The following is a 23,483-nucleotide window of genomic DNA, read 5'->3' as shown; positions in this document are numbered from 1 at the left end:
CTGGGCGCCACCGGAGCTGCGGTTAGACTGACCGCACACTCGTGGAGGACGACATGCACGGACCTGCGACGTTCCGCTCCACTTCGATCTGCCTGGTGCTTGCTGCGCTGGCGCTGTCCAGCCTGACGGCGACGGCCGCGCCTGCCGCGTCCAAGCGGGTGGCGCCGCCGCCCAGCCTGGTACAGGCCTACCTCGCCGCCGAAGCCAACCTGCGGCTGATTCCCGGCGACGACATTGAATCCGATTTCCGTCCGGTGTGGACCGCTGTTGCCGACCTCGATGGCGATGGCCGTGCCGAGGTCGTGTACTTCTATACGTCCACCTACACCGGCGGCAGCTTCGCGCAACGCAATGTGGTGGCGGTGATGACGACGCTGACGGCAAACGATCCGCGCGGCCAGGAGAACCCGAACAGCCTGTCGCCGGTGGAAGCAGAGGACTATGCCGCCATCCGCCAGTATGGCTATGGTGACGACGCGGTTGAACAGATTCCAGGCGCCATCCGCGCGATCCGCATCCAGGGTGATCGCATCATTGTCGATTTCACCGTCAGTGCCGGGGCGACGGTCTGCGAATGGAAGAGCCCGAACCGCCACGTCTGTCCGCCGGACGGAAACTACACCTGGACGCTGCGTTGGACGCCGGGGAAGCTGACCCGCATCAAGAAATAGCGCCAGGTAGCGCCGGGCGTATCCGCCCGGCGCCACAGGCCCCATGTAGATCCAGGCCATGCGTGTGGCATTTCGCGGCGAGCCTCAGGCCGGCTTCACCTGCTCGGGCTCAGCAACGTCCGGCAGCGGCGGCAGGCTCGGGTCCACCGTGACCGGCACATCGCTCTTCAACAGCGCCGCAGCTTCCCTGTCGCTGCCGACGGCCGGCGGTGAACCACGCAACGGCAGGCCGGCGGTTTCCTTCACGAACAGCATCGTGATCAGGCCGACCACCGCCGCGCCCATCAGGTAGTAGGCCGGCACCAGCGGGTCGCCGGTACGTTCCACCAGCCACGCGGTCACCAGCGGCGTGGTGCCACCGAACAACGATACCGAGACGTTGAAGGCGATCGACAGCGCGCTGTAGCGCACCGGGGTATAGAACAGCGCCGGCAGCGTGGACGGCATCGAACTGGTGAAGCACACCAGCGCCAGGCCCAGCAGCATCAGGCCAAGGAAGATCATCCAGTCGTTGCCGCTGCCGACCAGCAGCAGGCATGGAATCGCCAGTACCAGCAGCGCGATGCAGGCGCCGATGATCATCGGGCGGCGGCCCAGCCTGTCACTGAACAACCCGCCGACAATGTTCAACGGCATCATCACCAGCATCACGATGATGATCAGCAGCAGGCCCTTGCTCTCGGCGTAGCCCATGGTCACGCTGAGGTAGCTGGGCATGTAGGTCAGCAGCATGTAGTCGGTGACGTTGAACACCAGCACCAGGCCCATGCACACCAGCAGCTGGCGGCCGTGCACCTGGAACAGCGCGCCAAGCCCGGGCCGATCATGTTCGCGCTTCTCGGCTTCCTCGGCGAAGGCGCGGAATGCCGGGGTCTCTTCCAGCTTCATGCGCATGTACAGGCCGAGCAGGCCCAGCGGGCCGGCCACCAGGAATGGAATGCGCCAGCCCCAGTCCAGCATCTGTTCGCTGCTCAACAGCATGTGCAGCGCGGTGACCGTACCGGCGCCGGCGATGTAGCCGCCCAGCGTGCCGAACTCCAGCCAGCTGCCCATCAACCCGCGGTTGCGGTCGGTGGAATACTCGGCGATGAAGGTGGCCGCACCGCCATACTCGCCGCCGGTGGAAAAGCCCTGCACCACACGCGCCAGCAGCAACAGCACCGGTGCCCAGATGCCGATCCGCTCGTAGGAAGGAATCAGGCCGATCGCAAAGGTACCCAGCGCCATCAGGATCATGGTGAACGCCAGCACCTTCTGGCGCCCATAGCGGTCGCCGAGCGGGCCGAACACCAGGCCGCCGAGTGGACGCACCAGGAATGCCACGGTGAAGGTGGCGAAGGCCGCGATCACCTGTGCGGTGGGATTGCTCGACGGGAAGAACACCTGGCCGATGGTGACGGCCAGATAGCCGTAGACACCGAAGTCGAACCACTCCATGGCATTGCCGAGTGCAGCGGCACCGACGGCGCGCTTGAGCATGGGCTTGTCGACGACGGTGATCTCATCGACCCTCAGGTGGCGGCGGCGTTTGAACCAGCCGAAGTGGGCATGGGAATCGGGCGTGTCCTGCATAGGGGCTCCCTTGTAGGTATGGAATAGGGGAATGGGTGCTGTGGTGTGTCCCGGAAATCGGAAACGGCGATGCAGGCGCAAGTGGCGCAGGGGCATCGGAAGGCGGCGTGGGGGCCGGGGAATGTGTGCAGGCGCAACGCCACGCGCACGGCAAAGCACCGCCGCAACGGCGGAAACGCGGCAACGGGATCACAACGGCCGCGCAGTTGGCAGCCGCGTGTCACATCAGCGTGTGGGGAAGGCAGGCCGTGGGCCTGCGGGCGTCATCCGCCGGGATCCAGCGCAAGGCGATGGAAATGCAGGGCGGGAGCATTCGTGGCAAGCGAAGCGCCGGTCGGCAGTGCTTTCCACGTAACAGGTGCGCCCGTCACGTAGTGGGTCGTGTCGATCATCCGTTCATCATAACGGCACCGGCGTGAGCGTGCAGCGAAGCGGGCTGATCTGCACGCTGTGTTCCACGTCGCCTGTTCAGAAGGCTCAGGCCGACTTCGCCAGCAAACCGAACACCGTGCAGGCCATCGCCAAGGCGCCCGGCAGTGCCAGTTTCCGCGTGACCAGTGCGGCGCCGATCATCGTGAGCACCGAGAGCATGATGGCCAGGGCGAAGAACGGTTGGCCCTGCAGGAACTGGTGGATGCAGCCGGCGCAGCCGGCAATGGCCAGGCTGGTGGCGAAGCAGACGTGGAACAGTGAGCCAGCGTGCACAGCGGTTCCTCGCGATGATGGAGGCCATAGCGGCAGGCCTCCGGGTAAATTTAGGGCGGATTTCAGATTGCGATGACGGAATCACATCCTGTACGCGCTCTGGTGACATAGGCGTGCATAAGGTGGAGCGCACACCCACTTTTCAAGTTGACGGAGGATGCAATGGCGCGGACGATTCCCGAAGGAACGCTGATCGTGGTAGCCGACGGTGGTTCGGCACGGGTGTTCACCAACGTGGGCAGCAACCATCAGTTGACCCTGAAGCAGGAGGGCGAGCTGCGCCTGCAGGACATCAGTGAGCAGGGCGTGTCCGGGCAGGGGCCTGCGGGTGCAGTGCCGAAGGACATGTCGGTCTCGCAGCTCAACGAGGCGACGTTCGCCAAGCAGGTGGCCGAACAGCTCAATGAGGATGCCTTGAAGAACCGCTATGCGCACCTGGTGCTGATCGCCGACCCGACCACGCTGGGTCGCATCCGTCCGCTGCTGCATAAAGAGGTCCAGGCGCGATTGCTCGGGGATATTGCCAAGGATCTGACCAACGCGCCGCTGGAAGACATCCAGAAGGCACTGGCGGCGTAGCGCTCATGCCGTTCATGCGTGATCACCTTCCGAACGAGCCCACCTTTGCGGGGGTGGCGGTGCAGGCTGGGTGGCAGGTGCTGGAGTTCGGTGCGCCCTGGTGCGGTCATTGCCAGGCCGCGCAGCCCGCGTTGCAGGTCTTCGTCGAAGCGAACGATCTGCCGCATTGGAAGATCGAGGATGGCAAGGGAAGGCCATTGGGGCGAGCGTTCAAGGTGAAGCTGTGGCCGACAGTGGTGCTGCTGCGCGATGGAGAAGAGGTCGCGCGGGTGGTGAGGCCGCTGGACAGTGCGGACCTCATGTCGTTGCAGAGCGCGCTTCCCGGTTGATGATTGAACCCGGCGCGGGACACCGGGCAGTCGCACTGCAGCATGCGGCGTGACAGGCCCAGTGCTAGCATCCGGCTACCACCTGAATCGATCCAAACGCCGATGCCCACGCTGGACCGTCGTCTCCTGATCGCTGTCGCCGCCACGGCAATGCTCGCTTCCGGCCTGGCGTCGGCCGCTCCCGCCAAAACCGCCGCCGACAAGGCCTACGCCTCGGTCGACCCGTTCATTGGTACTGGAGGTGAAGGCCACACCTACCCGGGTGCCACAGTGCCGTTCGGCATGGTCCAGCTCAGCCCGGACACACGCATCCAACCACGCGAAAAGGCCTATGGCTGGGCAGCCGGCTATCGCTACGACGACAGCAGCATCGTCGGCTTCTCGCACACGCATTTTTCCGGCACCGGTCATTCGGACCTCGGCGACATCCTGCTGATGCCGTTCACCGGCAATCCCGGCCTGGAGCGCGGTGATCCGGAAAAGCCACGCAGCGGCTACGCCTCGCGTTTCCGCCACGACGACGAGAAGGCCGAGCCGGGCTACTACGCAGTCACCCTGGATGACTACAAGGTGCGCGCGGAGCTGACCACCAGTGCGCGCGTGGGCGTGCACCGCTATGCCTTCCCCAAGGGCACCGATGCCAAGGTGCTGCTGGACATGCGCACCAGCATGTACGACTACCCGGGCAAGGTGCTGTGGTCGCGGGTGCGGGTGCGCGCCGATGGCACGGTGACCGGCTTCCGCGAAACCCGTGGTTGGGCGCCGGGCCGCCAGCTGTATTTCGCGATGCGTTTCTCGCGGCCGCTTTCCGGGCATGAGCTGCACAACACCGAGCAGGACATTGTCTACAAGGGCTTCCCGCCGCCGGGCGAGAAGGATCCAGCGCAGCGGGCGCAGATCGAAGGCCGTCAGCTGGTCGGTACCTTCGCATTCGGCAAGCTGGACGCACCGCTGGTGGTCAAGGTTGCGATCTCGCCGGTCAGTGAAGCCGGTGCCATCGTCAACCTCGACGCGGAAGTGGCGGACTTCGATTTTGACCGCATTCGCGCGCAGGCAAAGCAGGAATGGACGCAGGCGCTGTCGGTGCTGGATATCGAAGCGCCGGAACATGCGCGACGCAGCGCCTATACCGCGCTGTACCACACGATGCTGGGGCCGACGCTGTTCATGGATGCCGATGGCCAGTACCGCGGTTCGGACAACGCGGTGCACCAGGCCAAGGGCTACACCAACTACTCCACGTTCTCGCTGTGGGACACCTACCGCGCGCTGCATCCGCTGCTGACGCTGGTGCAGCCGGAGCAGCGCAACAGCGATTTCGTCAATTCGATGCTGGCCCACCATGAGCACAGCCCCTACGGCATGCTGCCGGTGTGGTCGTTCCATGGCCTGGAAGACTGGTGCATGATCGGCTACCACGCGGTGCCGGTGATCGTCGACGCCTACGTGAAGGGCATCCGCGGCTTCGACGCCGACAAGGCGCTGAAGGCGATGGTCGAGACCGCCAACTACGGGCCCTACGACGGCATCGCGCAGTACCGCGAGCTGGGCTATGTGCCGATCGACGAGGAAGGCGAAGCGGCCAGCAAGACACTGGAGTACGCCTTCGACGACTGGACCATTGCTCGCATGGCACAGGCGATGGGCAAGACCGATGTTGCGGCCACCTTCGACAAGCGCGCCGGCAACTGGCGCAACGCCTTCGACAAAGACTCCGGCTTCATGCGCGCACGCAAGCGCGATGGCAGCTTCCGCACGCCATTCGACCCCAGCGCCAGTGGATACGGCACCGACTACACCGAGGGCAATGCCTGGCAGTACTCATGGTACGTGCCGCAGGATGTGGCCGGTCTGGCGGCAGCGCACGGTGGCAGTGACAAGCTGCTCGCGCGCCTGGACGAGGTGTTCAACGCCAAGGTCGATCCGTCCATCTTCGAGCACATGGAAGACATCACCGGCCTGATCGGCTGGTATGCGCATGGCAACGAGCCCAGCCACCACGTGGCCTACCTGTATGCGTATGCCGGCCAGCCGTGGCGCACGCAGGCGCGCCTGAAGCAGATCATGGACACCCAGTACGCCGACCGTCCCGATGGCCTGGCCGGCAACGATGACGTCGGTCAGATGTCGGCGTGGTACGTGTTCACCGCGCTGGGCTTCTACCCGGTGGCCCCCGGCTCGGGTGAGTACATCCTCGGCCGCCCGTTCCTGCCGAAGACCGCGATGCGCCTGCCGAACGGCAAGACCTTCACCATCGTGGCCGATGGGCTGGATGACAGGCACACCTATGTGGGCAGCGTGAGCCTCAACGGCAAGCCGCTACAGCGCACCTTCCTGCGCCACGACGAGATCCTGGCCGGTGGCGAGCTGCGCTTCAGCATGCAGGCCGAGCCGAACAGGGACTGGCCGGGGCAGGGCGCGCAGGCGCCGTATTCGATGAGCCGATGATGATGGGTAGGCGCCAACCAAGATTGGCATCTACCGGGATCCGCCGGCTGGGGTGCTTTTGGTAGGTGCCAACCTTGGTTGGCGCGCGGGAGGTCAACAGCGCCCACCAAGGTGGGCGTCTACCGGAATCCGCCGGCCGAGGTGCCTTTGGTAGGTGCCAACCTCGGTTGGCACGCGGGAGGACAACAGCGCCCACCAAGGTGGGCGTCTACCGGGATCCGCCGGAGGGGTGCCTTTGGTAGGTGCCAACCTCGGTTGGCACGCGGGAGGTCAACAGCGCCCACCAAGGTGGGCGTCTACCGGAATCCGCCGGCCGAGGCGCCTTTGGTAGGTGCCAACCTTGGTTGGCATGCGGAACATCAACAGCGCCAACCAAGGTTGGCATCTACCGGGATCCGCCGGAGGGGTGCCTTTGGTAGGTGCCAACCTCGGTTGGCACGCGGGAGGTCAACGGCGCCCACCAAGGTGGGCGTCTACCGGAATCCGCCGGCTGGGGTGCCTTTGGTAGGTGCCAACCTTGGTTGGCACGCGGAGCATCAACGGCGCCCACCAAGGTTGGCATCTACCGGGGTCCGCCGGCTGGGGTGCTTTTGGTAGGTGCCAACCTTGGTTGGCATGCGGGACGTCAACAGCGCCCACCAAGGTGGGCGTCTACCGGGATCCGCCGGAGGGGTGCCTTTGGTAGGTGCCAACCTTGGTTGGCACGCGGGAGGTCAACAGCGCCCACCAAGGTGGGCATCTACCGGGATCCGCCGGTGGGGTGCCTTTGGTAGGTGCCAACCTCGGTTGGCACGCGGGAGGTCAACGGCGCCCACCAAGGTGGGCGTCTACCGGAATCCGCCGGCTGGGGTGCTTTTGGCAGGTGCCAACCTTGGTTGGCATGCGGGACGTCAACAGCGCCCACCAGGGTGGGCGTCTACCGGATGGCGTGACCGGGTAGGTGCCAACGTTGGTTGGCACGCAGGACGTCAGCGGGATCGAAACCGCATCCCCACCCGCGCGCCACCGATCGGGGCGGTATCGATCACCAGCGCCGCATCATGCCGCTGCGCGATCTCGGCCACGATCGCCAGTCCCAGCCCACAGCCATCGCCTTCACTGCTGGCCCGGTAGAAGCGTTCCGTGACGCGCGTGCGCTCGGCTTCGGCAATGCCGGTGCCGTCATCGTCCACCCACACCTGCACGCCCTCGGCATCCTGCTGTAGTCCCAGGGTGATCACGCCTGGCACGGAACCGTAGCGCAGCGCGTTGTCCAGCAGGTTGCCCAACGCCTCGCGCAGCAGCTGCGGATCGCCCTGTACCTGCACGCCGTCGTCGGGCCCGTCATAACCCAGGTCCACGCCTGCAGCCAATGCACGGTCCGCATAGCGCTCCACCACGCTACGCGCCAACGCGGCCAGGTCCACTGGCTGCAGCGGCAGTGCGCTGCCATGTGGATCTTCGGAGCGGCTGAGCATCAGCAGCTGGTTGACCAGATGCTGCAAGCGGGCCAACCCGGCCAGCGTGCCGGACAACGCCAGCTGCTGGCCCTGCGGATCATGCTGGCGCAATGAGCTCTCCAGCTCCACCTGCATGGCCGCCAACGGGGTGCGCAGTTGATGTGCGGCGTTGCTGACGAAGCGCCGCTGCGCATCCTGCATCGCGTCCAGGTGCTGCAGCAGGGCGTTGTAGGCCTCAACCGCCGGCCACAGTTCGCGCGGTGCCTCCTGCGCCGGATCCAGCGGTGCCAACGGATCCGGCCGCGGGCTGGCCAGCTTCCGTGCGACCAGGTTGGCGTGGCCTGCGGCGGCGCCGGTGCCGGACCAGGCCAGCCACGCCGCCAGTGCCAGGATCGCGGCCTGGAACGGAACGCTGGTCAGCAGCAGCTTGCGTTCCAGCCGGTGGCGCTTGCGCAGTGTCTCGGCCACGCGCAGCCGGATGTCATGGCCCGGGCCGGCGCTGACCACCACTTCGACCATGCGCACCGGTTGACCACGCAGGCGCGCATCGTAGTAGACCGCATCGTCATTCGCGGCGGCGCTCGCCGGACGTGGCAATGCCTCGGGCAGGTCGCCATACAGGCGCCCGCCATCCGCATCGACCACCTCGCCATGCACTTCGTCGGCGGTGTCCCAGGTGAACATGCGTGATACCGCCGGGGTGATCTCGATGGATGCGCGGCCGTCCTGCACCGTCACCAGCTCGGACAACGACATCGCCGAATCCAGCAGCCAGCGGTCGTAGACCTGGCCGGCATAGAAGCGCGCCAGCGCGAATGAACCCACCGCACTGCACAGCAGCAGCACCAGCAGCGGCAGCCACAGGCGCCGCAGCAGCAGGCCACGCAGGCTGTGCACGCGCTCAGTCACCCACGGCCTCCAGCCGGTAGCCGAGGCCGCGCAGCATGCGGATGCCGACGCCGGCGCGGGCCTGCTCCAGCTTGCGGCGCAGGCGGCTGACGTGCACCTCGATCACCGACAGGTTGGCCTCGTGGTCCCAGCTGTAAAGCGCATCGAACAGGCGCTGCTTGGTCACGGTGCGGCCAGGGTGCTGCATCAACGCTTCGACCAGCGACAGCTCGCGCGCGGTCAGCTCGATGCGCTGGCCGTCCACCTGCACTTCGTTGCGGATGCTGTCGAAGCACAGCCGGCCCAATCGTTTCTGTGCGGGTGCGTCACTGCGGCGGCGCGACAACGCACGCAGGCGCGCTTCCAGCTCGCCCAGCGCGAATGGTTTTGCCAGATAGTCATCGCCGCCACGGTCGAGGCCAAGGATGCGATCCTCCACGCCATCGCGCGCAGTGAGAATCAGCACCGGCAATGTGGCGCCATCGTTGCGCAGGCGCGACAGCAGGTCGAGGCCATCCACGTCCGGCAAGGAAAGGTCCAGCACCATCACGTCATACGGAGCACTGGCCAGCGCCGCAGGCGCGTGCAGTCCGCGCGAGAGGTGGTCGCACAGATGGCCGGCACCCTGCAGGGCGCGGATCAGTCCATCGGCCAGGGCGGCATCGTCTTCGATCAGCAGGATTCGCATTGCAAGCTTCGTGCAAGGTTGGGGCAAGTTTGGCGCAAGTCCGTCACCTTACCGTGACGTGCATGAATTTCTCCCCTCGTCTTGCGGCCTTGCTTGCCGCCCTATTGTGCGCGCCTGTGGCTTCGGCGCTGTCCCTGCAGGACGCGCAGCGCGCAATGGACGCACACAACCCTGACCTGCGTGCGGCGGCACTGGAGCTGCGCGGTGTGCAGGGCGATGCGCAGACGGCGGCATTGCGCCCGGCCACCGAGCTGTCGCTCGGTACCAGCAAGGTCAGCCCCAAGCATGGCATCGGCCCGGGGCGCTGGCAGGACAAGCGCGTGGACAGCACCGTGGGCCTGGGCTGGACCTGGGAACGTGGTGGCAAGCGTGCGTTGCGCATCCGCCAGGCCGACGCGCTGCTGGAAGTCGCAGGGCTGGAGATGCTCGATACCCGTCGCCGACAACAGGTGGCACTGCATGAAGCCTATTTCGGCCTGAAGGGCGCGCAGGAGCGGGCGCAGATTGCCGACGCCAACCGGCAGAGTTCGGCCGAGCAGATGGCGGCGGCGGATAAGCAGGTTGCGACAGGGGCGATGGCACCGGTGGATCGCGCGCGCCTGGCGGTGGACGACCTGGCTGTGGCGGATGCGGCGCGCGAGGCAGCACTGGATCTGCGTGACGCGCGGAATGTGCTGGGGATGCTGCTGGGCAGCGATGACAGCCGCGGCCTCAGTGCTGATGACCCCTGGCCGGATGCCAGCAGTGTGGCCGATGTACGCGCGTTCGACCCGCAGCAGCGCGCCGACCTGCGTGCCGCGCGTTCGCGCCTGGTCGCGGCCGACGCAGGCGTGGCCCTGGCGCGCAGCGAGCGCCATCGCGATATCCAGCTGGGCGTGGAGGCCGAACGAGAGCCGACCGACATCAGCGGTGTTACCTGGGGCGTGTCGTTGACCATTCCGCTGGGGGGGCCGTCGCGCGCGCGCGGCGCGATCCAGCGTGCCGAGGCCGACCGTGACAGCGCCGCGCTGGAGCTGCAGGTGCTGCAGCGCGAAGCACGCGCCGAGCTGGACCAGCTGCAGACCAGCGCGCAGTCCGCCGCACAGCGCCGCAGCGACTATGAGGGACTGCAGTCCGACGCCGCACGCAAGGCGGTGCAGGGCATCGAACTGGCGTACCGGCGCGGTGCCGCCAATCTGACCGATCTGCTGGATGCGCGCCGCAGCTGGCGCGACTTCGAGGCCGCACTGATCGAGGCGCGCATCGACCATGCCATTGCACTGGCGCGCTGGGAAGCCGCCACATCCGTTGCCGAAGGAGAATCCCGATGAAGTCCACCGTCGCCTATCGCCCGCAGGCGCGATACGCCGTGCTGCCCGTCTTGCTGGCGCTGATCCTGCTGGGCGGCTGTGGTCGAGAGCCAGCTTCCTATCTTGAGGACGCACCTCGGGTCAGTGCCGGCCAGATTCAGTTTCCTTCCGACAGCCGCCAGCTGGACGTGCTGCGCAGCGAGACAGTGAGTGCCGGCGCCAGCGCCAGCCTGCAGCTGCCGGGCCGGGTGGTCTGGGATGAGACGCGCTCCAGCGCACTGCACACGCCGCTGCCGGGGCAGGTAGCGCGCATCGAGGCACAGCCGGGGCAGAAGGTGAAAGCCGGCCAGGTCATCGCCTGGATCACCTCGCCCGAGTTCGGCCAGGCTCAGGCTGAAGGTGCCCGTGGTCGCGCCGAGCTGCAGCAGGCACGCAAGGAGCTGGACCGTACCCGCGAACTGCATGCGGCGGGAGTGGCGTCGGGTCGTGAACTGGACGAGGCCGAGGCAAACTTCGCTGGCAGTCAGGCTGATCATGCACGCGCGGCCGCCTTCGCCAAGGCCTATGGCAACGGCCAGCGCGTCGACCAGCGCCTGCCGCTGCGCGCTCCCATCGATGGCGTGCTGGTGGAGCGGCGGATGAGCCCGGGCATGTCGGTCAGCCCCGACAGCGATCAGCCGTTGGCAATGATCGGCGACCCGGACCGCCTGTGGCTGTTGCTGGACATTCCCGAAAGCCTGGCCGGACGCTTGAAGGCCGGCATGCAGGTGAGCGTGCCCGGCGCCGATGGACAGTCACTTCAGGCGACCCTGCAGCACGTGGATGACTTCGTCGACAGCGAACGCCGCGTGGTGCAGGCACGCGCCGAGCTGGACAATCGCGCACGCGGCTTCAAGGCGGGACAGTATGTGCGCGCCCAGGTGGCGTTGCCGGCCGAGGGCGGTGTCTCATTGCCCGATGCCGCGGTGCTGCTGATCGACGGCACGCAGGTGGTGTTCGTGGAAGAGGGCAAGGGCCGCTTCGTGCGCCACGCCGTGCACGCCGAGGAGCTGGGTGACGGCCGGCTGTGGGTACGTGACGGCCTCGCCGCCGGCAGCCGGGTGGTGGTCGAAGGGGGCCTGCTGCTGCAGCAGTTGGTCGACAGCGCACCGGCCGCCGCCAGCACCGGTAGCGGGCACGCCGCGCCATGATCGATCGCCTGATTGCCTATTGCCTGCGCCAGCCGCTGATGGTGATGCTGGCGTTGCTGTTGTTCATCGGCGCCGGCATTGCCGCGTTCCGCGTGCTGCCGGTGGAAGCCTTCCCGGATGTGTCCGACACCCAGGTGACGGTGGTGTCGCTGCACCCGGGACGTGCCGCCGAAGAGGTGGAGCGCGAAGTGACGATGCCGCTGGAAGTGGCCTTGTCCGGCATTCCGCATTCGGTGCGGGTGTTCTCGCATACCCAGTTCGGCCTGTCGATGATCATCCTGACCTTCGACGATAAGGCCGACGACTATTTCGCGCGGCAGCAGGTGCTTGAACGCCTGCAGGGCGTGGAGCTGCCGGAGGGCGTGACCCCGGAGCTGGAGGCGATGAGTTCGGCGGTGGGCGAGATCTACCGCTACGTGCTCAAGGGCCCGCACATGACGCCGACCCAGCTGCGCACGGTGCAGGAATGGACGATGGAGCGCAGCCTGCGCACCGTGCCGGGCGTGGCCGATGTGATCAGCTTCGGCGGGTTCGCGCGCACCTTCCAGGTCAAGCCGGACCTGGACAAGCTGCGTGACCGCGGGATCAGCCTCGGTGAATTCGCCGAGGCGCTGGAGAAGGGCAGCTCCAATGCCGGCGGCGGCTACGTGGAGCGCGGCCAGCAGCAGTTCCTGATCCGCGGCGTGGGCCTGATGCGTTCGCCGGGTGACATCGGCAAGGTGGTGGTGGCGCAGCGCGGCGGTACGCCGATCCTGGTGCGCGACCTCGCCGGGGTCGCCGACACCGGCCTGCCACGGCAGGGTCTGGTCGGCCAGGACGACAATGACGATGCTGTGTTCGGCATGGTGCTGATGCGCAAGGGCGAGAATCCGTCCGACGTGCTGGACGCCCTGCATGCGCGCATCGCCGAGATCGAAGCGAACCAGCTGCCGGCCGGGGTCAGCATCGAGCCGTTCTACGACCGCTCGTGGCTGGTGTCGACCACGCTGAAGACCGTCTTCCGCAACCTGCTGGAAGGTGCGGTGCTGGTGTTCCTGGTGCTGTGGCTGTTCCTGTACAACGCCCGCGCCGCACTGATCGTGGCGGCAATGATGCCGCTGGCGCTGTTGTCGACCTTCCTTGGCCTGCACCTGTGGGGCGTGCCGGCCAACCTGCTGTCCTTGGGTGCGATGGACTTCGGCATCATCATCGATGGCGCAGTGATCGTCACCGAGCACATCGTCTCGCGATTGTCGAAGCTGCCACCTACGGCCGACCGGAAGACGCGCTTCTCGACCATTCTTTCGGCCGCATCGGAAGTGGGCCGCCCAACGTTCTTCTCGATGCTGATCATCATCGCCGCGCACATCCCGATCTTCACCCTGCAGCGCCAGGAAGGCCGCATGTTCGCGCCGATGGCGTACTCGGTGACCTCCGCGCTGATTGGCGCGTTGATCCTGGCGCTGACCGTGGTGCCGCTGTTCTGCTACTGGTGGCTGCGACGGGACCGCATGCGCGATGGCAATCCGCTGATGGACCGCCTGACCGGCTGGTACCGGCCGATCCTGGAGCGTGCGTTGGCCCGCCCGCGTGCGGTGGTGCTGACCGCGGTCGCATTGCTGGTGGGTACGTTGGCACTGGGTACCCGCCTGGGCTCGGAGTTTCTGCCCGAGCTGGACGAGGGTTCGATCTGGCTGACCGCCACGCTTGACCCCAGCAGCAGCCTGGCCGAAGCACAGCAGCAGTCGCGGCGCATCCGTGAGCTGGTCGGCACCTTCCCGCAGGTGTCGACGGTGGTGGCCAAGCTGGGGCGCCCGGAAGACGGCTCGGATGCCAAGGGCGCCAACCAGATCGAGGCGCTGGTGGCGTTGAAGCCGGAGAAGGAATGGCCGAAGGGGGTGGACAAGCGGCAGCTGGTCAGCGACCTGCAGCGCACCCTGGAGCAACGCATTCCGGGGCCGGAGTTCTCGATCTCGCAGCCGGTGCGCGACAACATCCTGGAGAGCATCTCGCAGATCAAGGGCCAGGTGGTGATCAAGGTCAGTGGCTCGGATCTGGACGTGCTCAACCAGCACGCCCAGGCCATCCTGGGCCAGGTGCGCGGGGTGGAGGGCGTGGAGAGCGCCTTCATCGACCGCGATGGTTCGTTGCCGCAGCTGCAGATCGAGATCGATCGCGACCGTGCAGCACGCTATGGCCTGAACGTGCGTGACATCGACGAAGTGATCGAGACCGCGCTGGGCGGGCGCCAGGTCGGCGAGCTGTGGGAGGGCGACCGCAGGTTCCCGATCACCCTGCGCCTGGACGATGCCGATCGTGACCTGCAGCGGCTGCGCACGGTGCCGGTGGGCATCGGCGATGGCCACGCCGTGACGCTGTCCGACGTGGCCGACTTCCGAATGGCCAGCGGCGCGATCAACATCTCGCGCGAGAACGCACAGCGGGTGAAGGCGGTGAGCATCTTCATCGCCGGGCGCGACATGGGCAGCGTGGTGGCCGACATGCGCAAGCGCGTGGACGCCAGCGTGCAGCTGCCGGAAGGCTACCGGCTGGAGTGGTCCGGCGAGTTCGAGAACCAGCAGCGTGCCATGAAGCGGCTCGGCTGGGTGATTCCGCTGTCGGTGCTGATCATCTTCGTACTGCTGTTCGATGCCTTCAAGGACATCAGCAGCGCTGCGCTGATCCTGGCCAACGTGCCCCTCGCGATGATCGGCGGCATCCTGGCCCTGTGGCTGACCGGTATTCCGCTGTCGGTGTCGGCGGCGATCGGATTCATTGCGTTGTTCGGGCAGGCGGTACTGAACGGTGTGGTGATGCTCAGTCGCTTCGCCCAGCTGCGCGAGCAGGGCATGGACCTGCTGCAGTCGGTGGTGCAGGGCTCGCTGCAGCGCCTGCGCACGGTGCTGATGACCGCACTGCTGGCGATGTTCGGCCTGCTGCCGATGGCGACCTCGCATGCGATCGGTGCCGAGACCCAGAAGCCGCTGGCGGTGGTGGTGATCGGCGGCCTGCTGTCAGCGATGCTGCTGACCCTGCTGGTACTGCCCACGCTGTACTACTGGGTGCACCGGCGTCGCGAGGCCCGCGCCGGCTGATCGGCACCGTAGATCCACGCCATGCGTGGATGCGACCCGGCCGCCAGGCATGGCCCGGTAGGTGTCCACCTTGGTGGGCACGCGGCGACGCGCCCACCAAGGTGGGCGACTACCTACACCATCCCGCCATTGGCGCGCAGCACCTGGCCGTTGATCCACCCGCCATCGGCACCGGCCAGGAAGGCCACCGCACCGGCGATGTCCTCCGGCGTACCCAACCGTTCCAGGGGATTCATCTTCGCCAACCGCTCGATCAGTTCCGGTGACTTGCCCTCCAGGAACAGGTCGGTGGCGGTCGGGCCGGGAGCTACTGTGTTCACGGTGATGTTGCGCCCACGCAGCTCCTTGCTGAGGATCGCTGCCATCGTTTCCACCGCCGCCTTGCTGGCCGCGTACACGCTGTAGTTCTCCAGCCTGATGCCGACCACGCTGGTGGACAGGCTGATCAGGCGGCCGCCGTCGCGCACCCGCCGCGCGCTCTCGCGCAGCATGTTGAAGGCACCCTTCAGGTTGATGCCGATGACCCGTTCGAACAGCGCGTCGTCGCTGTCGGCCAGCGGCGCCAGCTGCAGCACGCCGGCGCTGTTCACCACTACGTCGATACCGCCGAAGCGCGCCTCGATGGCGTCGAACAGCTGGCGCACCGCCTGCGGGTCCGCCACATCGGCCTGCAGCGCGACGGCGTGTGCGCCAGTGGCCGTGAGTTCGGCGGCCAGTGCTTCGGCGTCATCGCGGCGGCCGGCGTAGTTGATCGCCACGGCATGGCCGTCGGCGGCCAGGCGGCGCGAAATGGCCGCGCCGATGCCACGGGAACCACCGGTGACCAGGGCGATGCGGCGGGCGGAGGAGGTGGGCATGGTTGGTTCCAGCAGGGCGCGCCGGACTGGCGCAGTGCCATCTTCGCCATCTCATCAGTTCGGATAATCATGCATAATTCGCCAACATAATCCGGATTGCCGAACAATGGACCGATTCACGGCCATGCGTGCCTTCGTCCGTATCGTCGAGCGCCGCAGCTTCACCCGTGCCTCCGAGGACCTGGGCCTGCCGCGGGCCACGGTGACCGACGCGATCAAGGCACTGGAGCATCGGCTGGGCGTGCGCCTGTTGCACCGGACCACCCGGCTGGTGGTGCCCACCCTGGAGGGCGAGGCCTTCTATGGCCGTTGCCTGCGCCTGATCGCCGACATGGACGACGCTGAAGCCGCGTTCCGTGACGTGCCGCCACGCGGTCCGCTGCGCATCGAGGTACACGGCACGCTGGGCCGGCACCTGCTGTTTCCGCACCTGCCGGAGTTCCTGCAGCGCTATCCGGAGATCGAACTGGAGGTCAGCGAAGGGGACCGCTACGTCGATCTGTTGCGCGAGGGCGTGGATGCGGCGCTGCGTGTCGGTACCCTGGCCGACAGCGATCTGGCGGCGCGGCGGTTGACGCTGCTGCGCGAGGTCACTGTGGCTTCGCCAGGCTACGCGCAGGTGCACGGCGTGCCCGAGACCATCGAATCGCTGGAGCAAGGCCACCAGATGGTCGGCTACCGCTCCAGTGCCACCGGCCAGCTGATTCCGCTGGAATTCCAGCAGGGTGCGCAGGTGCGTTACGTTCCACTGCCGGCCCGGGTGCGTGTTTCCGGTGCGGATGCCTTCCTCGGTGCCGCGCTGGCAGGGCTGGGCATCATCCAGGCGCCGCGCTACCGGATGGATCCGTACATTGCGCGCGGGCAACTGGTCGAGCTGCTGCCGGACACACCGCCGACACCGAGCCCGTTGAGCCTGGTCTACCCGCGCAACCGCACGCCATCGCCGCGGCTGCGGGTGTTCATCGACTGGGTAGCCGGGGTGTTCGATCAGATGAGGTAGTGCCGGCCGCTGGCCGGCAACTGCAACACGCTTGATGTGCCAAGGTTGCCGGCCAGCGGCCGGCACTACCGGGCTGATGCGCTTGGCAGCACCAGCTCGAACACGGTGCCGGTTTCATCGGAGGTCACGCTTACCGTTCCGCCATGCGCCTGTGCAATCGCACGGGTGATCGCCAGGCCCAGTCCGGCACCTTCGTGGCGGCCACGCTCGCCGCGATAGAAGCGATCGAACAGGCGCGGCAGTGCTGCTTCGGCAATCGGCGGGCCGAGATTGTGCACGCTGACCCTGCACACGCCATCGCCCTCGACCAGCTGCACCCGCACCTCGCTGCCCACGGCTGCGTGCTTCAACGCATTCGACAGCAGATTGGCGATCGCCCGGTGCAGCATCAGACGGTTGCCTTCCACGCTCGCCACGCCGTCGCGGCGCAGGGTCAAGTGCCGGTCCTCGGCCAGCAGGTCATAGAACTCCAGCAGCGAATCCACCACCGCATCCAGCGCCACCGGCTCACGCGAGGGCAGTGCGCCCGGCGCTTCGGCCTGCGCCAGGTACAGCAGGTCGCCTACGGTCTGCGCCAGCTGCTGCAGCTCCTCGGCACAGGACGCCAGCGTCTCGCGATAGGCCTCGTTGCTGCGTGGGTGGGCCAGCACCACCTGTACCTGGGTCAGCATGTTGGTGATCGGCGTGCGCAACTCGTGGGCCAGATCACCGGAGAATTCGGTCAGGCGTGCGAAGTCCTGCTGCAATCGTGCCAGCATGCCGTTGAGCGTCTGTGCCAGCTGTTCCAGTTCGGCCGGTGCCGTGCGCGCGCTCAGACGGCGCTGCAATCGACCGGCGGTGATCTGCCGGGCTTCATCGGCCAGCGTGCGCAGCGGTCGCAGCGTGCGTCGCACCACATAGCCGCCGAGCAGGCTGCTGGCCACCGCGGCGCCGATGATGGCGATCGCCAGAAGATGGCGGAAGCGCTGCAGGAAATCGGCATGGCGGTCGTCATCGATGGCCAGCAGGGTGACCAGCTGGCTGCCGTCGGCCAGGGTCTGCCGCAGGTGCAGGGCATGCATGCAGCGACCATCATCGAGAATCCAGTCGTGCCGACGCGGGGTGGTATCGATGGGCTGGCTGCGTGCGTGCTCGCGCAGCAGTGCAGGTGCGGTCGAGAACAGCACGGCTCCGTGGCCATTGACGATGTGGAAGGCGATATCGGGATGATGGCTGAGCGCCTCTGCCAACCGCGGGCCGCGTGCGGCGGCGGGCCCATTGCCAGCAATATCGCGGATCAACGCAACCTTGTTCTCCAGTTCGATGAAGTCCTGGGCAACAAGGTCATGGCGGGCGCTGACATAGATGGCCACGCCCAATGCGGCCAGCACCAGCGTGGCCACGATGGCGAACAGCAGCGTCAGCCGCACCGCGATGGAACGGCGCAGGCTCATCCGTTGCTCACAGCGCCGTCGTCTGGTGCTTCGAGCACGTAGCCCATGCCGCGCACGGTGACGATCAGCTTGGCGTCGAAGTCATCGTCTATCTTCGCGCGCAGGCGTCGGATCGCCACGTCGATCACATTGGTGTCGCTGTCGAAGTTCATGTCCCATACCTGCGAGGCGATCAGCGAGCGCGGCAGTACTTCGCCACGGCGGCGCGCCAGCAGCTCCAGCAGGGTGTACTCCTTCTGGCTGAGGGAGATGCGCTGGCCGCCGCGTTCCACCCGGCGGCGCAGGGTATCCACCACCAGGTCGGCAATGACGATGCGTTCAACCTGCGGCACCGCCTGGCCGCGGCGCAGCAGGGTGCGCACGCGCGCCAGCAGCTCGGCGAATGCGAAGGGCTTGGCCAGGTAGTCGTCGGCGCCCAGCTCCAGGCCCTGCACGCGGTCGGCGATGCTGCTGCGCGCGGTCAGGAACAGCACCGGCAGCGGCCAGCCGGCTCCACGCAGCCGCGACAGCACATTCCAGCCATCCAGACCGGGCAGCATCACATCGAGAATGACCAGCTGGTACTCGCCGCTACCGGCCAGGTGCAGCCCGTCGACGCCGTTGGAGGCGAGGTCGACCACGTAGCCGGCCTCGATCAGGCCCTGGCGCAGGTAGTTGCCGGTCTTGGGTTCGTCTTCGACGATCAGCAGTTTCATGGTGCGCCCATCATCGCAGCTTGGGCGTGGGCTGGCTGCGCAGTCTCATGCCAGCGGATCCAGCGTGCCGAGAATCGCGACACAGGCCAGCACCAGCACGGCCAGTACCGATTCGCAGGCCAGACTGTGGCGGAGCGAACGCAGTGGCCTGGGCTGCCAGCCACCCCGGATGGAGACCGCCAGCGCCGGCACCAGCCGCCAGCGATGCAGCGCGGCCAGGCCCAGCATGCCACCCACCAGTGCCAGCTTGAGCAGCAGCCAGCGTCCATGCGCGGCGCCGGTCAGGGTCTGTATGGAACCGCCGAGATCGACATAGGTATAGGTGCCGGTCATCGCCAGCAGGGCGACGATGATCGTGCCGGGCAGGGCGAAGCCGTGCGCGGCCTGCCATAGTTCGTGGGTGCGCTCGCGCAGGCTCGGCCCTTGCCGCCGCAGTGCCAACTGTACGATGGCGGCGATCGCACCGATCCAGGCACCGGCCGCCAGCAGGTGCACGATGCCGGCAGCAAGACGCAGCCGGCCAGCGACCCCATCGCCAGCAGCGGCGTGGCCGTTCCAGGCGAGGCTGGCCAGGGTCACCGTCGAGAGTGCCAGCAGTGCGGGGCGGCGCAGGCCCTGTACCGGGCGATTGACTGCCAGCAGCGGCAGCATTGCCAGCAGGGCCAGGATGCGCAGCAGTCCCGCCTCGCCCACCGGCGTACCGGTAAGAAACCAGCGCGCTGTCTCGCCATCGATGTCGACCGGTGATATGCCAAGCACGCCGGACAATCGGGTGACCGCATCGATGCCGACCAGCACCAGTGCCACCAGAACGAGGGCCAGCGAGACGCTGCGCGGCAGTCCGGGGCGGACGAACAGCATCCGCCCGAACAGCAGCATCAGGGCCAGATACAGCGCCAGCCGCAGCGCGTATGGCGAAAGCTCGGCCACAGCGATGGCCTTACTTCACGGTGAAGCGGTAGGTGCCGGTGATCGGATGGCTGTCCTGGCCGACCGCGCGCCACTGCAGCGCGTAACTGCCGGCGGGCAGCGGCTTGGCAAAGCGCGCGCGCAGGGTGTGGCCGTCCTCGGAGATCTCCTGCGCCGTGGTTGGCATCGCCATCTTCATGCGGCCGTGGTCCATGCTCAGTTCGATGCGGGTGGCACGCGGCATCACCTTCTCACTGAACTGCAGCTCGATCTGGCTGGCCGGGGCCACGGTGGCATCGGCCGCTGGCGTCGAACGCACCAGGCTGGGATGGGCCAGCGCCAGCGGCGCGGCCGAAAGGCCGGACAGCAGCAGGGCGAGCGGGGCGACGCGGAACAGGGAGCGGGTCATATGCGGATCACCGATGAGGAAGTGGCCTGCAGGGTGACGTCCACCGCCTTTCGAGGCCCTGACCTGGACATTACCAGTTTGTAATGTTGGCGGCCGGCCAGCGGCCGGCACTACCGGGCCCGTGACTGCGCGATCCATGCTGACGGCGAACAACCGACCACACGCCGGAACGCCGCGCTGAACTTGCTGGGATTGGCATATCCGCTGGCCAGCGCAACCTCGGTGACACGCCGGCCCTGCGCGAGTTCGGCGCGCGCCCGCTGCATGCGGTGCTCGGTCAGGAACGCATAGGGCGGCAGGCCAGTGGCCGCACGCAGCGCGCGGCCGAACGTCGCGGCCTCCATCTGCACTGCAGCGGCCAGCTGTGGAACGGTCAGCGCCTGGCCGTGTTGCGCGTCGATGTAGGCCTCCAGTTGTCGCAACCGTCGGGCCGACAGTGGGGACACCGTGCCACGCGCCTGGCGCGGCTGACCGGCAAGCTGACCCAGGCGGTGCAGCAGCACCTGCGCGCCATGCTCGAGGAAGCCGGGCAGGCAAACATCAGCCTGCGCGCTGCACCACAGCGCCTGCAGCACCGAAGTAATCACCGGGTCGTGGTGCAGCCGCGCCGCCAGCGGCTGCAGCTGTTGCAACTGCTGCGGATCCTGCGGATGCAGGTGGGTATCGATGGCGATGCCGAGCAGATCGACCGCGGGGCTGGCATAGGTGCCGGTGTCTCCCGGCAGCACCAGATTGAACTGGCCGGGCCGCCACGGCGCCTGCAGAAGACCGCTGAGGGTGCGCTGCTGCAGCCGACCGCCGCCGCCCACGGCCATGCCCAGGCGCAGTTGCTGCGGATGTCCCATCTCACCTTCGCTGGCATCGAAGCGATGGCGCAGCAGCACCACCGCACCGTCATCGCTGGCGTAGGCCGCAGGGGCCTGCGGGCCGGTTTCCTGCAGCAGCTGGTCGGCGAGGGCGGGCATCACGGATCCGGGAATGGAGCGGCACTGCCGGAAATGGAGTGGCGGCGTCGCGTGAATGTTACAGGATAACACTCTTGCCCGCACTGCCGCCGCTCGCGCGTCCGCCACTCCATTCGCCGAGGTTCCCCGTTGAAGTCGTCCACGCCCGCCGCCGCGCTCGTCGCGGCATCCCTGCTCATTCCTGCAATGCCCGTGCTCGCCCAGCAGGCCGACCCTGCCACGCTCGACGGTGTCCGCGTCACCGGTTCCAAGCGCGATACCCCTTACCTGAAGAGCGATCTGTCGGTGACGGTGCTCGATCGGCAGGCGCTGAAAGAAGCCGGCGTCACCGAGTTCCGGGACCTCGACAAGCTCGCGCCGAACGTCAAGTTCAATGCGATGGGCCAGCTCAGCAACATGTTCATCTCGATCCGCGGCATCGAGTCCAATCCATTCCTGGTCAATCGTGCCTCGGTCTACATCGATGGCATTCCGTTCCGCGAGCTGAGCAATGCCGTGCTCAACCAGGTCGAGTCGGTGGAGGTGCTGCGCGGCCCGCAGGGCACGCTGTACGGCGCCAACAGCGAATCCGGCCTGGTACTGGTGCGCACACGCGGCCCGGCTGATGCACGCGAGGGCGAGATCAATGTGCGCAGCACCTGGTTCGGCAACGGCAATGGCACCGCTCTCGATGGCTTCCTGGCAGGGCCGCTGAACAAGACGGGCAGCCTGTCCGGCTCGGTGGCGTTCATGGGCTCCGATGAGGACGCCTACCTGAAGAACCTCACGCCTTCCGGTGCGCGCGGCAAGGTCGGCGAAGGCTACCTGCAGGGCAAGCTGCGCTGGCAGCCGAGCGATTACGTTTCGGTGAACGCGCTGGCCTACCACCTGCGCACCCGCGCGCCGGGCATGTTCGAGTATGAATACCTGCCGCTGGATACCGGCCTCTATAACCGCACCTACGGCACATCGCTCAATGGCGGCCGCCGTGCCGGAGACTTCACCTACATCAACGATGCCCCCAAGCGCACCGAAAAGGACGAAACGGTGGCGGGCCTCAGTGCGCAATGGCAGCTGCAGGCCGGCACGCTGGACGTGGCCGCTTCCTGGCGGGACGAGGAGGTGACCTCGGCCGGCTACGACTTCGACATGACCAACAGCCCGGCATTGGCCGGCCGCATCTACGACAGGAAGAAGGAATGGACGGCCGAGGCGCGCTTCAGCTCGCCCAGCGACCAGGCGCTGACCTGGATGGCCGGTGTGTCGACCTACCGCAACAGCAAGGATTCGATCCTGGGCACTTTCGTCGGACCGGCGCTGCATGGGTTGGACAGCTACAACCTGGCGCCGCGGCAGACCTCCAAGGGCGAGGACTACAGCGTCTTCGCCACCGCCAGCTACACCTTCCCGGCGTTGCCGAAGCTGACGGCCAGCGCCGGCCTGCGCCATGAGCAGGCACGGCGCTCCACCGAACAGCGTGCCGGTGCGCTGGACCTGGGCGCCGGTGGCCGCGTGCTGTACCGCGATGCAGCGCTGGCGCATATCTTCTCGGCCACGCTGCCGCGGCTGTCGCTGCGCTACGACGCCACTGACGACCTGTCGTTCTACGCGGCCTCGGCCAAGGGCTACATTCCGGGTGGCTTCAATCTGGCTGCGGCGCAGAGCGATGTGGTCAACGACAAGGTGCTGCGCTACGAGTCCGAACGCATGTGGAGCCATGAGCTGGGCTTCAAGATGAACCTGGCCGGCGGTCGTGGCCACATCGGCGGCGCGCTGTTCCACATCACCTCGGACAACTGGCAGGAGATCCAGGTGGCCACCGATGCCAACGGCCGCCCGATCTCGTCGGACTACGTGGGCTCGGATGCCTCGATCCGTTCGCGCGGTGCCGAGCTGGAGGGCGTGTTTGAAGTGCTGCCGGGTTTCACCCTGATGGCGAATGTGGGCTACGTCGATGCGAAGTACACCAAGCTGTGGGTCAGCGTGGACCAGAACCTGGATGGCAAGCGGGTCAAGCTGACCCCTCACTACACTGGCTATCTGGCGGCGCGCTATCAGTTCGACTCGGGCATCCATGCACGGCTGGACTCGCAGTTCACCGGCTCCAGTGCACTGGATGAACGTAACCGCGCGTTCCAGCCCGCGGTGGCCGTACTTGGTGCGCAGCTGGGCTATGAGACAGGGCCGTGGAGCGCGCGGGTGTTCGTGCAGAACCTGACCAACAAGCGCCGCATCAATGGCCTGATCTTCGACAACCTGGCCTTCGGGCGCGACGGAAACTACTACGGCCCGGTCGACAGCCCGCGGATCTTCGGCGCGGAAGTGGGGTACCGCTTCTGAGGAGGCGGGCCGGCATCTTCGGAA

General features: G+C 67.0%; 19 protein-coding genes. 9 read left to right on the top strand and 10 right to left on the bottom strand.

Annotated features, from left to right (window positions below; genetic code table 11):
• Nucleotides 1-53: 53 nt before the first annotated feature.
• Nucleotides 54-671, top strand: coding sequence for a hypothetical protein (locus MG068_RS11480; protein ID WP_132810238.1), 618 nt, complete (start codon nt 54-56; stop codon nt 669-671).
• A gap of 84 nt (nt 672-755) precedes the next feature.
• Here the strand turns inward: MG068_RS11480 and proP are convergent, their stop codons facing one another.
• Both proP and MG068_RS11470 read right to left on the bottom strand, forming a co-directional pair.
• Nucleotides 756-2,243, bottom strand: a complete 1,488-nt coding sequence (proP, locus tag MG068_RS11475; RefSeq protein WP_132810237.1) for a glycine betaine/L-proline transporter ProP — start codon at nt 2,241-2,243, stop codon at nt 756-758.
• A gap of 477 nt (nt 2,244-2,720) precedes the next feature.
• On the bottom strand, nt 2,721-2,948 hold the full coding sequence (locus MG068_RS11470; RefSeq protein ID WP_049462507.1) for a hypothetical protein: 228 nt from the start codon (nt 2,946-2,948) through the stop codon (nt 2,721-2,723).
• 162 nt (nt 2,949-3,110) lie between these two features.
• Between MG068_RS11470 and MG068_RS11465 the strand changes: the two genes are divergently transcribed.
• The 3 genes from MG068_RS11465 (at nt 3,111) to MG068_RS11455 (ending at nt 6,304) form a co-directional block, all read left to right on the top strand.
• Nucleotides 3,111-3,527 carry a baeRF12 domain-containing protein gene (locus tag MG068_RS11465; RefSeq protein WP_019337746.1) on the top strand — a complete coding sequence of 139 codons (417 nt, stop codon included), beginning with the start codon at nt 3,111-3,113 and terminating at the stop codon, nt 3,525-3,527.
• A 5-nt stretch (nt 3,528-3,532) separates the two neighbouring features.
• The gene (locus MG068_RS11460; protein WP_132810236.1) at nt 3,533-3,856 is read left to right on the top strand and encodes a thioredoxin family protein; all 324 of its coding nucleotides are present in this window, start codon (nt 3,533-3,535) and stop codon (nt 3,854-3,856) included.
• 102 nt (nt 3,857-3,958) lie between these two features.
• Nucleotides 3,959-6,304, top strand: coding sequence for a GH92 family glycosyl hydrolase (locus MG068_RS11455; protein ID WP_132810235.1), 2,346 nt, complete (start codon nt 3,959-3,961; stop codon nt 6,302-6,304).
• A 968-nt stretch (nt 6,305-7,272) separates the two neighbouring features.
• On the opposite strand, the gene MG068_RS11450 is transcribed toward MG068_RS11455, so the two are convergent.
• Complete coding sequence (locus MG068_RS11450; RefSeq protein WP_132810234.1) at nt 7,273-8,652, bottom strand: sensor histidine kinase; 1,380 nt, start codon at nt 8,650-8,652, stop codon at nt 7,273-7,275.
• The gene (locus MG068_RS11445; protein ID WP_006370279.1) at nt 8,645-9,319 is read right to left on the bottom strand and encodes a response regulator; all 675 of its coding nucleotides are present in this window, start codon (nt 9,317-9,319) and stop codon (nt 8,645-8,647) included. The genes MG068_RS11450 and MG068_RS11445 overlap by 8 nt, the downstream gene beginning before the upstream one ends.
• Before the next feature lie 62 nt (nt 9,320-9,381).
• Here MG068_RS11445 and MG068_RS11440 point away from each other — a divergent pair, with 62 nt between their 5' ends.
• The 3 genes from MG068_RS11440 to MG068_RS11430 are packed head-to-tail and all read left to right on the top strand — an operon-like array spanning nt 9,382 to nt 14,872.
• Entirely contained in the window at nt 9,382-10,629 is a 1,248-nt protein-coding gene (locus MG068_RS11440) for a TolC family protein (RefSeq protein WP_132810233.1), read from the top strand.
• Nucleotides 10,626-11,798, top strand: a complete 1,173-nt coding sequence (locus MG068_RS11435; protein ID WP_071227980.1) for an efflux RND transporter periplasmic adaptor subunit — start codon at nt 10,626-10,628, stop codon at nt 11,796-11,798. The genes MG068_RS11440 and MG068_RS11435 overlap by 4 nt, the downstream gene beginning before the upstream one ends.
• Nucleotides 11,795-14,872 carry an efflux RND transporter permease subunit gene (locus MG068_RS11430; RefSeq protein ID WP_132810232.1) on the top strand — a complete coding sequence of 1,026 codons (3,078 nt, stop codon included), beginning with the start codon at nt 11,795-11,797 and terminating at the stop codon, nt 14,870-14,872. Before MG068_RS11435 ends, MG068_RS11430 begins: the two co-directional genes overlap by 4 nt.
• Before the next feature lie 113 nt (nt 14,873-14,985).
• Here the strand turns inward: MG068_RS11430 and MG068_RS11425 are convergent, their stop codons facing one another.
• The gene (locus MG068_RS11425) at nt 14,986-15,729 is read right to left on the bottom strand and encodes an SDR family oxidoreductase (protein WP_132810231.1); all 744 of its coding nucleotides are present in this window, start codon (nt 15,727-15,729) and stop codon (nt 14,986-14,988) included.
• Between the two features lie 106 nt (nt 15,730-15,835).
• Between MG068_RS11425 and MG068_RS11420 the strand changes: the two genes are divergently transcribed.
• Nucleotides 15,836-16,729, top strand: a complete 894-nt coding sequence (locus tag MG068_RS11420) for a LysR family transcriptional regulator (protein ID WP_132810230.1) — start codon at nt 15,836-15,838, stop codon at nt 16,727-16,729.
• A gap of 65 nt (nt 16,730-16,794) precedes the next feature.
• Here the strand turns inward: MG068_RS11420 and MG068_RS11415 are convergent, their stop codons facing one another.
• The 5 genes from MG068_RS11415 to MG068_RS11395 all read right to left on the bottom strand — a co-directional run bounded on the left by MG068_RS11415 (nt 16,795) and on the right by MG068_RS11395 (nt 21,140).
• Nucleotides 16,795-18,162 (bottom strand): heavy metal sensor histidine kinase, encoded by a 1,368-nt coding sequence (locus tag MG068_RS11415; RefSeq protein WP_132810229.1) that lies wholly within the window; start codon nt 18,160-18,162, stop codon nt 16,795-16,797.
• Nucleotides 18,159-18,857, bottom strand: coding sequence for a heavy metal response regulator transcription factor (locus tag MG068_RS11410; RefSeq protein WP_132810228.1), 699 nt, complete (start codon nt 18,855-18,857; stop codon nt 18,159-18,161). Before MG068_RS11410 ends, MG068_RS11415 begins: the two co-directional genes overlap by 4 nt.
• A 45-nt stretch (nt 18,858-18,902) precedes the next feature.
• Complete coding sequence (gene copD, locus MG068_RS11405) at nt 18,903-19,787, bottom strand: copper homeostasis membrane protein CopD (protein ID WP_132810227.1); 885 nt, start codon at nt 19,785-19,787, stop codon at nt 18,903-18,905.
• A 10-nt stretch (nt 19,788-19,797) separates the two neighbouring features.
• Nucleotides 19,798-20,175, bottom strand: coding sequence for a copper homeostasis periplasmic binding protein CopC (gene copC, locus MG068_RS11400; RefSeq protein WP_049399735.1), 378 nt, complete (start codon nt 20,173-20,175; stop codon nt 19,798-19,800).
• Between the two features lie 110 nt (nt 20,176-20,285).
• Entirely contained in the window at nt 20,286-21,140 is an 855-nt protein-coding gene (locus tag MG068_RS11395; protein ID WP_132810226.1) for a helix-turn-helix domain-containing protein, read from the bottom strand.
• A gap of 186 nt (nt 21,141-21,326) precedes the next feature.
• On the opposite strand from MG068_RS11395, the gene MG068_RS11390 reads away from it, so the two are divergent.
• Nucleotides 21,327-23,459, top strand: coding sequence for a TonB-dependent receptor (locus MG068_RS11390; protein WP_132810225.1), 2,133 nt, complete (start codon nt 21,327-21,329; stop codon nt 23,457-23,459).
• Nucleotides 23,460-23,483 lie beyond the last annotated feature (24 nt).

Origin of the sequence: Stenotrophomonas sp. ASS1 (assembly GCF_004346925.1) — a bacterium.
Lineage (GTDB): Bacteria > Pseudomonadota > Gammaproteobacteria > Xanthomonadales > Xanthomonadaceae > Stenotrophomonas > Stenotrophomonas maltophilia_A.
Note: the sequence above shows the minus strand (reverse complement) of the source record. Positions and strands in the feature narration are given on the sequence as shown.